This window comes from Candidatus Neomarinimicrobiota bacterium (assembly GCA_034716895.1).
Classification (GTDB): Bacteria; Fidelibacterota; UBA8477; order UBA8477; family JABMPR01; genus JABMPR01.
The window spans coordinates 1-8,980 of record JAYEKW010000198.1; the positions used below are offsets into that span (position 1 = coordinate 1).

Annotated in this window: 12 protein-coding genes; 7 read left to right on the forward strand and 5 right to left on the reverse strand. The window is 46.7% G+C overall.

All coding sequences use genetic code 11. The features are described 5' to 3' along the window. The 5 genes from nqrE to U9Q77_11910 form a co-directional block, all read right to left on the reverse strand. Positions 1 to 542, reverse strand: a 542-nt coding sequence (nqrE, locus tag U9Q77_11890) for an NADH:ubiquinone reductase (Na(+)-transporting) subunit E (protein MEA3288058.1), incomplete at its 3' end; no start/stop codon positions are given. Between the two features lie 10 nt (positions 543 to 552). Continuing rightward, positions 553 to 1,179 carry an NADH:ubiquinone reductase (Na(+)-transporting) subunit D gene (locus U9Q77_11895; GenBank protein ID MEA3288059.1) on the reverse strand — a complete coding sequence of 209 codons (627 nt, stop codon included), beginning with the start codon at positions 1,177 to 1,179 and terminating at the stop codon, positions 553 to 555. After that, positions 1,176 to 1,898 carry an NADH:ubiquinone reductase (Na(+)-transporting) subunit C gene (gene nqrC / locus U9Q77_11900; protein ID MEA3288060.1) on the reverse strand — a complete coding sequence of 241 codons (723 nt, stop codon included), beginning with the start codon at positions 1,896 to 1,898 and terminating at the stop codon, positions 1,176 to 1,178. Before nqrC ends, U9Q77_11895 begins: the two co-directional genes overlap by 4 nt. Then, positions 1,888 to 3,027: an NADH:ubiquinone reductase (Na(+)-transporting) subunit B gene (locus U9Q77_11905; GenBank protein ID MEA3288061.1), complete on the reverse strand. Its 1,140-nt coding sequence runs from the start codon at positions 3,025 to 3,027 to the stop codon at positions 1,888 to 1,890. The genes nqrC and U9Q77_11905 overlap by 11 nt, the downstream gene beginning before the upstream one ends. 5 nt (positions 3,028 to 3,032) lie before the next feature. Next, the gene (locus U9Q77_11910; GenBank protein MEA3288062.1) at positions 3,033 to 4,379 is read right to left on the reverse strand and encodes a Na(+)-translocating NADH-quinone reductase subunit A; all 1,347 of its coding nucleotides are present in this window, start codon (positions 4,377 to 4,379) and stop codon (positions 3,033 to 3,035) included. Between the two features lie 434 nt (positions 4,380 to 4,813). Between U9Q77_11910 and ffh the strand changes: the two genes are divergently transcribed. From ffh to U9Q77_11945, 7 genes are all read left to right on the forward strand, one after another. Further along, entirely contained in the window at positions 4,814 to 6,136 is a 1,323-nt protein-coding gene (ffh, locus tag U9Q77_11915) for a signal recognition particle protein (GenBank protein ID MEA3288063.1), read from the forward strand. A gap of 12 nt (positions 6,137 to 6,148) precedes the next feature. Beyond that, the gene (rpsP, locus tag U9Q77_11920) at positions 6,149 to 6,637 is read left to right on the forward strand and encodes a 30S ribosomal protein S16 (protein MEA3288064.1); all 489 of its coding nucleotides are present in this window, start codon (positions 6,149 to 6,151) and stop codon (positions 6,635 to 6,637) included. A 58-nt stretch (positions 6,638 to 6,695) separates the two neighbouring features. Continuing rightward, positions 6,696 to 6,929 carry a KH domain-containing protein gene (locus tag U9Q77_11925; protein ID MEA3288065.1) on the forward strand — a complete coding sequence of 78 codons (234 nt, stop codon included), beginning with the start codon at positions 6,696 to 6,698 and terminating at the stop codon, positions 6,927 to 6,929. A gap of 5 nt (positions 6,930 to 6,934) precedes the next feature. Beyond that, positions 6,935 to 7,450, forward strand: coding sequence for a ribosome maturation factor RimM (gene rimM, locus U9Q77_11930; protein MEA3288066.1), 516 nt, complete (start codon positions 6,935 to 6,937; stop codon positions 7,448 to 7,450). Next, positions 7,447 to 8,166, forward strand: a complete 720-nt coding sequence (trmD, locus tag U9Q77_11935; protein ID MEA3288067.1) for a tRNA (guanosine(37)-N1)-methyltransferase TrmD — start codon at positions 7,447 to 7,449, stop codon at positions 8,164 to 8,166. The genes rimM and trmD overlap by 4 nt, the downstream gene beginning before the upstream one ends. Then, positions 8,150 to 8,497 carry a 50S ribosomal protein L19 gene (gene rplS, locus U9Q77_11940; GenBank protein MEA3288068.1) on the forward strand — a complete coding sequence of 116 codons (348 nt, stop codon included), beginning with the start codon at positions 8,150 to 8,152 and terminating at the stop codon, positions 8,495 to 8,497. The genes trmD and rplS overlap by 17 nt, the downstream gene beginning before the upstream one ends. Positions 8,498 to 8,766: 269 nt before the next feature. Next, the coding region (locus U9Q77_11945; protein MEA3288069.1) for a TSUP family transporter at positions 8,767 to 8,980 on the forward strand (214 nt) is incomplete at its 3' end.

Below are 8,980 nucleotides of genomic sequence, written 5' to 3' on the forward strand. Positions count from 1 at the left end.
CCTAAACCGCGCAGACCTTCAGGGATATGCGAATAGCGCAGTTTTTCGCGGATGGCCGCCATGGCAGCGATGGCCAGTGCAAAGCCTACACCAGAGCCCAAACCAAATACAGCTGATTCAGCAAAAGTGTACTCCCGCTCCACCATAAAGAGTGAAGCACCCAGGATGGCACAATTCACAGCAATAAGCGGCAAAAAGATACCCAGGGCACTGTACAAAGCAGGACTGTAACGATCAATGATCATTTCAACCAACTGCACCAGGGCAGCAATAACAGCAATGTAGGAGATAAAGCCCAGAAAACTCAGATCCACATCCGGCAGACCCGCCCAAGCCAGAGCTCCGGGAGCCAGCAGGTAGTGATTCAAAGCCCAGTTGACCGGGACCGTTATTACCTCCACAAAGATGACAGCAAGACCTAATCCAATGGCAGTATCCACGCGCTTTGATACAGCGAGGAAAGAACACATGCCCAGGAAATAGGCCAGCAGGATATTGTTAACAAAAACGGATTCAACAAACAGGCTAATTAGATTTTCCATCATCAACCTCCTAATCCGCTACCGTACCGGTGAGGGTACGTTGAACCCAGATGATCAGACCCAGGAGGATAAACGCTCCCGGAGCCAATACCATGAGTCCCATATTTTGATATCCAGCAGCATAGGCCGCATCCGGAATGACCTGAAAACCAAAGAGGGTGCCAGAGCCAAGAAGTTCACGGCCAAATGCCACAACTATTAGGATCATACTATAGCCCAGTCCATTTCCAATACCATCCAGGAAACTTGGCCAGGGTTTGTTCTGTAGCGCAAAAGCCTCAGCCCGTCCCAGCACAATACAGTTGGTGATGATCAAACCGACAAACACACTTAACTGCTTGCTGATGTCGTACAGGAAAGCCTTCAATACCTGATCCACCAGAATTACCAGAGTGGCAATAATGGCCAGTTCGATAATGATCCTGATATTTGAAGGTACTTTATTTCTGATCGTTGAGATCAAGACATTTGAGAAGGCTAGTACCGAAATAACAGCAATGGACATCACAATAGCCGTCTGCAGTTGAACCGTGACCGCCAGTGCTGAACAAATGCCCAGCACCTGTGTGGCAATGGGATTATTATCCATGAGTGGATCTTTAAGGATGCCCATGTCTCTCTTACTTAAGATACTCATGATGCCTCCCCTCGAACTGTTTTGAAGTAAGGTTCATATTTATCCAATGTTGCTTTGATGAATTGATTCAAACCCTTGGTAGTCAAAGTGGCTCCACTGATTCCGTCAACCTTATGCTCAGGATTTTGTTCATCCTCGCGCATTTTCCCTTTGACGATGGTGACGGATACGATCTCTCCAGACTCATTAAGGATGGTTTTGCCCTTAAAGGCTTCTGTAAACCACTCCTTATCGATCTCACCCCCCAGTCCAGGAGTTTCACCATGACTATAAAAGGTAATTCCCTTCACTGTGTTAAGATCGCTTTCAAGGGCGATGTATCCCTTGACTGTTGACCAGAGTGCTTTTCCCTGAGTGGGAACACAATAAGCCGTGATCTTATCACCATCTTTTCTGGCATAGACCGGAAGCAGATCCGGCTCAACTTTGGGGTCGATGTCTTCAGCTTTACGACCAGTTAGCCGCTTGCCATCCAGATCCACCACAAAGGTTTTCACATTATCATTATATAAGGAAAATATTTTTTCAGCTTCAACAGCTTTACTTTCCGTCAATCCCAAGACGGTCAGGATGTTACATTTGATATCAAGTTGAACATTCTGTTCCTGCCGATCTTTGAGCAATGTTGCAGCAGAAGCCAGCAACACACTGCATACCATGGTGACGGCTGCAGCAAAACCCAAAGTATAGGCTTTTGTAATACGAGGCTTACTTGCCATAATTCAGCCTCCTTTTAATATTGGCCTGCACCACAAAGTGGTCGATCAGGGGTGAGAAAACATTTCCAAACAGAATGGCCAGCATCATGCCTTCCGGATAGGCCGGGTTAAATACTCTGATAAGGATCACCATGACACCGATGAGGATACCATAGATCCACTTGCCGACATTTGTTCCGGCAGCTGAGACCGGGTCAGTGGTCATAAATACCGCTCCAAACATGAAACCACCCATGACCAGGTGATAATGAGCTGGCAGGGTACGCATGCCCCCGGCGATTTCACCACCGAAGAATTGGACAATAAGACCCATGCCATAGGCTCCCAGCACTGTGGCCAGCATGATCCGCCAGCTCGCCACCCCGGTAACCAGGAGAATGACTGCACCAATGAGGATGGCAATGGTGGATGTTTCACCCACACTTCCAGGGGTGAATCCGAAGAACATCTGATTAAGAGTGAATCCGGCTGAGTTAAGTGCTTCAACAGCTGAACCGGTGGATGCAGCAGCAGCTGCCAGGGGAGTAGCTCCGGTAAAACCATCCAGAGCAACCCAGACACTGTCGCCTGAGATATCACCAGGATAGGTGAAGAACAGGAAGGCCCGGGCTGTCAGAGCCGGGTTCAATAAATTCATACCCGTACCGCCAAAGACCTCTTTACCGATGACCGTACCAAATGAAACCGCCACAGCCACCTGCCATAAAGGAATAGTAGGGGGCAGGGTCAAAGGCAGCAGGATTCCAGTTACCAGGAATCCTTCATAAATTTCGTGTCCATTGATATAGCCAAAGATCATTTCCCAACTCAGGCCCACTGCATAAGTCACTACGATAATGGGCAGGAGCTTCAGAAAGCCAAACATGAAGGCAGCAACTAGACCCTCAACTCCGGCCTGGGCACCCACATTGTATGAGCCGACCATGATACTGGGGATCAGGGCAAAGATCACGATTCCCATAAAACGTTTCATGTCTATGGCATCACGAATATGTGGTCCCGTAGTTGTTCCTTGTCCAGGAGTGAAGAGCATGGTGTTGATGGCACCAAACATGGGGTGGAAGATCTTAAAAGGACCTTCGCTGAGCGTTTTGTCCATGTTATTCAGAAAGCGTTCAAGAAATTTCATCTGGATCAGCCCTCCTTTTCCATGGTTTGCATGCCCTTTTCGATGATATCACCGAATTCGATCTTTGAGGGACAGATATAACTACACAAGGCCAGGTCCTCCGGGGCGACTTCATAGATGCCCAGTTGTTCCATCAGTTCAATATCCTCGATGAGGATGGCTTTACAGAGATGGACAGGTAATACATCCATGGGTACGACTTTTTCATATTCTCCAGTTGAGACAAAAGCTCGTTCCCCGCCGTTCAGATCAGTTGTAGGGGCTTGCTTTTTTCCAGGAGTGAGTTTTGAGAAATACATCCGCCAGAAACTACTGGCTTTGAAGCCCAACTGAACCCAAGCCATAAAGCGTCGTCCCGTGAGCTCCGGGATCACAGTCAGCATGTCATCGTAAAAACCGACAAACCCATCAGCCCGAGTCTGTTGACCGGTCAGGACATTTCCAGAAATAACGCGTTGTTTGTCAGCTGCAATAGGTGTATTCACCAGATCACTGACCAGCGCACCTTCGATGGCCTTGACATAATGACGATCGGTCAGCTCAGAGCCGGTCAAGGCATAGGTCTTGGCGGCAGGGTATTCACCTTTGGACAGGAAACTACCGATCTGAGCTACATGCCTGGGAGAAATGTACCAGATGATTTGTCCAGCCAGGAGTCGATCGATATGATGGACTTGTATCCCAACATTTCCTGCCGGATGAGGTCCTGAGAATTGATGGGTCTCAACACCAGTGATCTTCGAAAAGAAAGTTTCAGTGCTGGCCGATACTGATAAGTGAATTTTACCATCTGTCAGTTTGGCAAGCAGGTCAATTCCCAGTTGGAAATCTACTTCCCGACCTTCCAGTAGTATGTCTGTTTCGGCTTGTAGTGGCGCAGAATCCACTGCAGAAATGAAAATAGCCCGGGGCGTTTTTGTGAAATCAGCAATGCGGTCGAAGGGGCGCTGGCGCAGGGTTGGCCAGAGTCCACTATTGAGGAGGAGCTCTTTGGCTTTCGCAGCTGATAGTTTACCGATCTGAGCTTTATTAATACTATCAAAGCTTTCGGATGAGTCGGCACCAACATCAATGATAACCCGTTGAATCACCCGTCGTTCGCCGCGAACAATCTCACGGACAGTGCCGGCCGCTGGAGAACGAAACAGAATCTCAGGTTTTTGTTTGTCGACAAATAGGATCGACCCGCGCTTAACTGCATCGCCTGGTTCAACTTTCATCCCGGGACGCATCCCGCGAAAGTCGATGGGCTGGACAGCTATGGCCTTGGTTTTTGGGACTTTTTTAACACGCCGTTCAGCAGAACCCTGGAGCGGTATGTCATAGCCCTTTTTAAGTTTAAACACTCCCATAAGATTGTGTCTCCGTATTGGATTTTTATCACCTTAGATCTGAGGGGTTCATGAGAACGAACCTTCAGAGATTTTACCCTATTTTCAAGTGGTTTATGTACGTTCTAATAGAGCACTTGTCAAGGTGTTCATTTTGAATGGAAACCGCTAGTACAAAATATATGCCATGAGAATTGAATATTTTTCAGAATGGCTGTTAAAGGGCAGATATAGAGTCGATGAAAATTTGTTTTATGACGTAGAGCCGCAATGCATTGCGGCTCTACAAACAACGCAATAGGGACCTGTAGTTAACATATAAACTCATTGCTCACCCCTGGTCGGTCGGCTATCTTCCCCGCGCTTTATGACAGGCCCACATATCGAACTAATTAAAGTATAGATATTTATGGGTTTGCATAGAGTACTGATTGACGAATTTGAAAGCAGGAGAAATGCTAGAACAACTATCACAAAATCTGGAAAATGTTTTTAAGAAACTGCGCGGTCATGGCAAGTTATCTGAAGACAATATTTCAGAGGCTATGCGAGAAGTTCGTCGGGCACTGCTGGAAGCTGATGTCAATTACAAGGTTGTCAGAACCTTCATCAACACCGTAAAGGAAAAAGCACTTGGCTCAGAGGTCCTGCGTTCTATCACGCCGGGGCAACAGATCATTAAGATCATCCATGAAGAGCTAATTGCCCTGCTCGGAGGACGAACTGCAGAACTTGAGCTTTCCGGTAGTCCCGCCATTATCCTCTTGGTGGGTCTTCAGGGTTCAGGTAAAACCACAACTGCCGCCAAACTTGCCCGCAATTTGCGCAAGACTGGTAGGCAATCACTTCTAGTTGCTTGTGATGTTTATCGGCCTGCAGCCATAACCCAGCTGCAAGTACTGGGTAAACAATTGGATATTCCGGTGTACGCCGAGGAAGGCAATCAGGATGTAATCCAGATCGCTCGATCTGCTATCAGAGAATCTGCTCGCTATGCTGCTAATGTGGTGATCGTTGATACTGCTGGTCGACTTCATATTGATACCGATATGATGGATGAGATCGGACAGCTTCAACGGGCCTTGAAACCAGCTGAGACCTTGTTTGTGGCAGATGCCATGACCGGACAGGATGCAGTAAATGCAGCGGGTACTTTTGCTGAAACAGTTGATCTCACAGGTGTGATCCTCACTAAACTGGATGGTGATGCCCGAGGTGGTGCAGCGCTGTCTGTACGCGAAGTAACAGGTAAACCCATCAAGTATGTTGGTGTTGGTGAACATCTGGATAAACTGGAGATCTTCCATCCCGACCGTATGGCTGGTCGGATATTGGGGATGGGTGATATCGTTTCTCTGGTGGAAAAAGCCCAACAGGATATCAATGTTGAAGATGCCGCGAAACTGGAAGAAAAAATGCTTAAGAGTACCTTCGATCTGGAGGATTTTAAGCAGCAGTTACAACAGCTCAAATCCATGGGGCCACTGGGTGATCTTATGGGTATGATTCCTGGAATGAAGGGAATTAAAAATGCTGATATTGATGAAAAAAGGTTGACTAGGATTGAAGCAATCATTAACTCTATGACCCTTGTCGAAAGGCGCAAGCCTCAGATATTAAATGGCAGTCGGCGTAAACGAATTGCCAGTGGGTCTGGAACGAAGGTTCAGGATGTGAACCAGTTGATAAAACAATTCCAGTCAATGCGTAAGATGATGAAGAAATTTGGAAAAATGAATAAAAGGCAGTTGATGAAAAACTTGCCTATGGGATTTTAAGGAGGACACCTTTTGGCTGTCAAAATCAGACTGAAGCGGTTGGGAAAAAAGAAACAGCCCTTCTATCGTATTGTTGTTGCAGATTCTCGCGCCCCTCGTGACGGGCGCTCAATTGAGAAAATCGGGCATTATAACCCGATTACTGATCCTGCAGAACTGGTGATCAATGAAGAACGTCTTTTCCATTGGATGGATGAAGGCGCAACACCAAGTGATACAGTATTTAGCTTATTACGCGGTCGCGGATTGACACTCAAGTATGAACTACTGAGTCGTAACGCCGATGAAGCAACGATCAACAAAGAAATGCAGAAGTGGGAATTGGCCCAAAGTGAAAAGGGCAAGAAAAAAGCGGCAGTTGATGCTGCTAAATTAGCTGAAGTGGAAGCTGAGAAACAGGCCGAAGCAGAGGCAGCCTCAAAAGAAGAAGTAGCTGAGGTTGTTGAAAAAGAACCGGTAGCAGAACCTACTGAGAACGTGGAGACCGAAGATTCTAAATAGGCTAAAAAAATTCCTTTCGAATGATCAGGAAGATTCATTAACCCACGGAGGATGGACCATGAAAGAGTTTGTAGAATTCGTAGCTAAAAGTTTGGTAGACAGTCCAGATGAAGTTGAGGTCAATCAAGTAGATAGTGAACGGGTGACAATCTTCGAGTTGAAAGTGGCTAAGGAAGACATTGGCAAGGTAATCGGTCGTCAAGGTCGTACTGCCAAAGCCTTCCGGACCTTATTGGCTGCTATTTCAGCTAAGGCCGGTACCAACCGAGCCATGCTTGAGATCATAGAATAGGGCAAATGCAATTAGCTGAGGCGAATAGAACTGCTATTGGAGTGGTTCGGAAACCTCATGGCGTTCGAGGGGGACTCAAGGTGACCCTCTACAGTATCGACCTTGATGCGCTCCAGAAGTTGGAGCAGCTTTTTGTTAATACGGGTAATAATTGGCAACCGCTTTCATTGAAAAGTTGTCAAGGCTACGATGATTTTGCCATCCTGAGTTTCAATGAGATCAGTGATCGAACCCAGGCTGAGAACTATCGCGAACTCGAGCTATTCACCGAACGGGAAGCATTACCGGAACTGGATGAAGACGAGTTCTATCTGGATGACCTTGTAGGATGCAGCGTTATGGATGAGCAGGGACGCTCGCTGGGAAAGGTAGTTGACATTTTGACCCCGGCTTCCCATGAAGTTTTGGTCATTCATCACGGTGATAAAGAAATTCTGGTACCTCTGGTTGATAAGTGGGTGACAGATATTGATATTAAAAATTCACGTATCCAGATCAATAGCGTTGAGGTTCTCTCGTGATCATTGATGTGATCACTACCTTCCCTGATACAGTGCGAGCCTTTCAGGAAATGGGTATCGTTGGAAGAGCCTTCGACAATGGTTTGGCTGAGCTAAAATGCTGGGACATGCGTGATTTCGCTGATGACACCTACAAGCATATCGATGATGTGCCGTATGGTGGTGGTCCAGGGATGATCATCAAACCGGATCCATTGTTCAGGGCTTTTGAAGCTGTGGAACAATACCATCAGGATGCTGGCCATCGCATTTTTCTAACACCTCAGGGAAAGCCTTTTAAACAGCCTGCAGCTGAGCGATTAGTTGAATATCCTCATGTTGTGTTGCTGTGTGGTCGCTACAAAGGTATTGACCAGCGTGTCAGAGATGAGCTCATTGATGAAGAGATCAGTTTGGGTGATTTTGTGCTCTCCGGGGGTGAGATCGCAGCTTTCGCCGTTATTGATGCCATGGTTCGTCTACTTCCTGGAGCTGTCAGTGATGAAGAATCTACAAAATCAGACACTTTTCCTGTTGGATTATTGGATGCACCGTATTATACCCGCCCCGCTGAGTACAGGGGACTCAAAGTACCCGATGTGTTACTCTCTGGGCACCATGCAGAGATTGATAAATGGAGAGAACAGCAACGTTTGGAGCGTACAAAAACGAAGCGCCCGGATTTGTTTGATAGATATATGAGAGGACTGGAGGAAAGTCATGGACAAAGTGAATAACCTGGTAGCCGGGCATCTGAAAACAGATCGCCCTGATTTTAAACCAGGTGATACTGTTGCAGTAGATGTAAAAGTTATTGAAGGTGATAAAGAGAGAATTCAGATCTTTGAGGGCAATGTAATCGCCCGTACCGGTAAAGGTATTAATGCTACTTTTACGGTAAGAAAGATCTCAAATGGTGTTGGTGTTGAAAGGATATTTCCGCTTCATTCCCCAACCGTTGATGGTATCAAAGTATTGCGACGTGGAAAAGTTCGTCGCGCCAAGCTTTACTATCTCCGCAAATTACGCGGTAAAAAAGCCAGGATCAAAGAGCATAGAGCTTTCTAACTCCCTGTCTTACAGGGCCATACAGGTCCAAACACTTAAAAGGCCATCCAAAGCGGGTGGCCTTTTTTAATGCTTAAAACCTGTTTTCAGCGCAGCCAAACAGGTTTTATTTTAAACAAATCAGCAACATAATAGCAAGAAATTCTCCCCCCTATAATTGTGCCCGTAGGGCAGAGGGCGTTCTCTAGCTTAGCAATAAGCCACATATTTCATATCCAAACTCAAAATATTTAATAGCATCCCTCACACTCAACCATTAATCTGACTCCATGCTCGAGAATCTGACACTTCTAAATCTCGCCGCTGTCCTGCTTATTGGAGCCTCGGCCGGATTCATCAATGTCCTGGCAGGCGGGGGATCCTTTTTAACTTTGCCCCTCCTCATTTTTCTGGGACTGCCACCCAATATGGCCAATGGGACCAATCGCATGGCCATTCTGATGCAGAACACATTTGCAGTTGGACGCTTTGTCAAGAAGAAGG

Coding starts and splice junctions, on each gene's coding strand:
- U9Q77_11910 (MEA3288062.1), bottom strand. CDS start 4,379: ATGGGAGTGTTTAAACTTAAAAAGGGCTATGACATACCGCTCCAGGGT.
- U9Q77_11925 (MEA3288065.1), top strand. CDS start 6,696: ATGAAAGAGTTTGTAGAATTCGTAGCTAAAAGTTTGGTAGACAGTCCA.
- ffh (MEA3288063.1), top strand. CDS start 4,814: ATGCTAGAACAACTATCACAAAATCTGGAAAATGTTTTTAAGAAACTG.
- rimM (MEA3288066.1), top strand. CDS start 6,935: ATGCAATTAGCTGAGGCGAATAGAACTGCTATTGGAGTGGTTCGGAAA.
- nqrC (MEA3288060.1), bottom strand. CDS start 1,898: ATGGCAAGTAAGCCTCGTATTACAAAAGCCTATACTTTGGGTTTTGCT.
- U9Q77_11895 (MEA3288059.1), bottom strand. CDS start 1,179: ATGAGTATCTTAAGTAAGAGAGACATGGGCATCCTTAAAGATCCACTC.
- rplS (MEA3288068.1), top strand. CDS start 8,150: ATGGACAAAGTGAATAACCTGGTAGCCGGGCATCTGAAAACAGATCGC.
- U9Q77_11905 (MEA3288061.1), bottom strand. CDS start 3,027: ATGAAATTTCTTGAACGCTTTCTGAATAACATGGACAAAACGCTCAGC.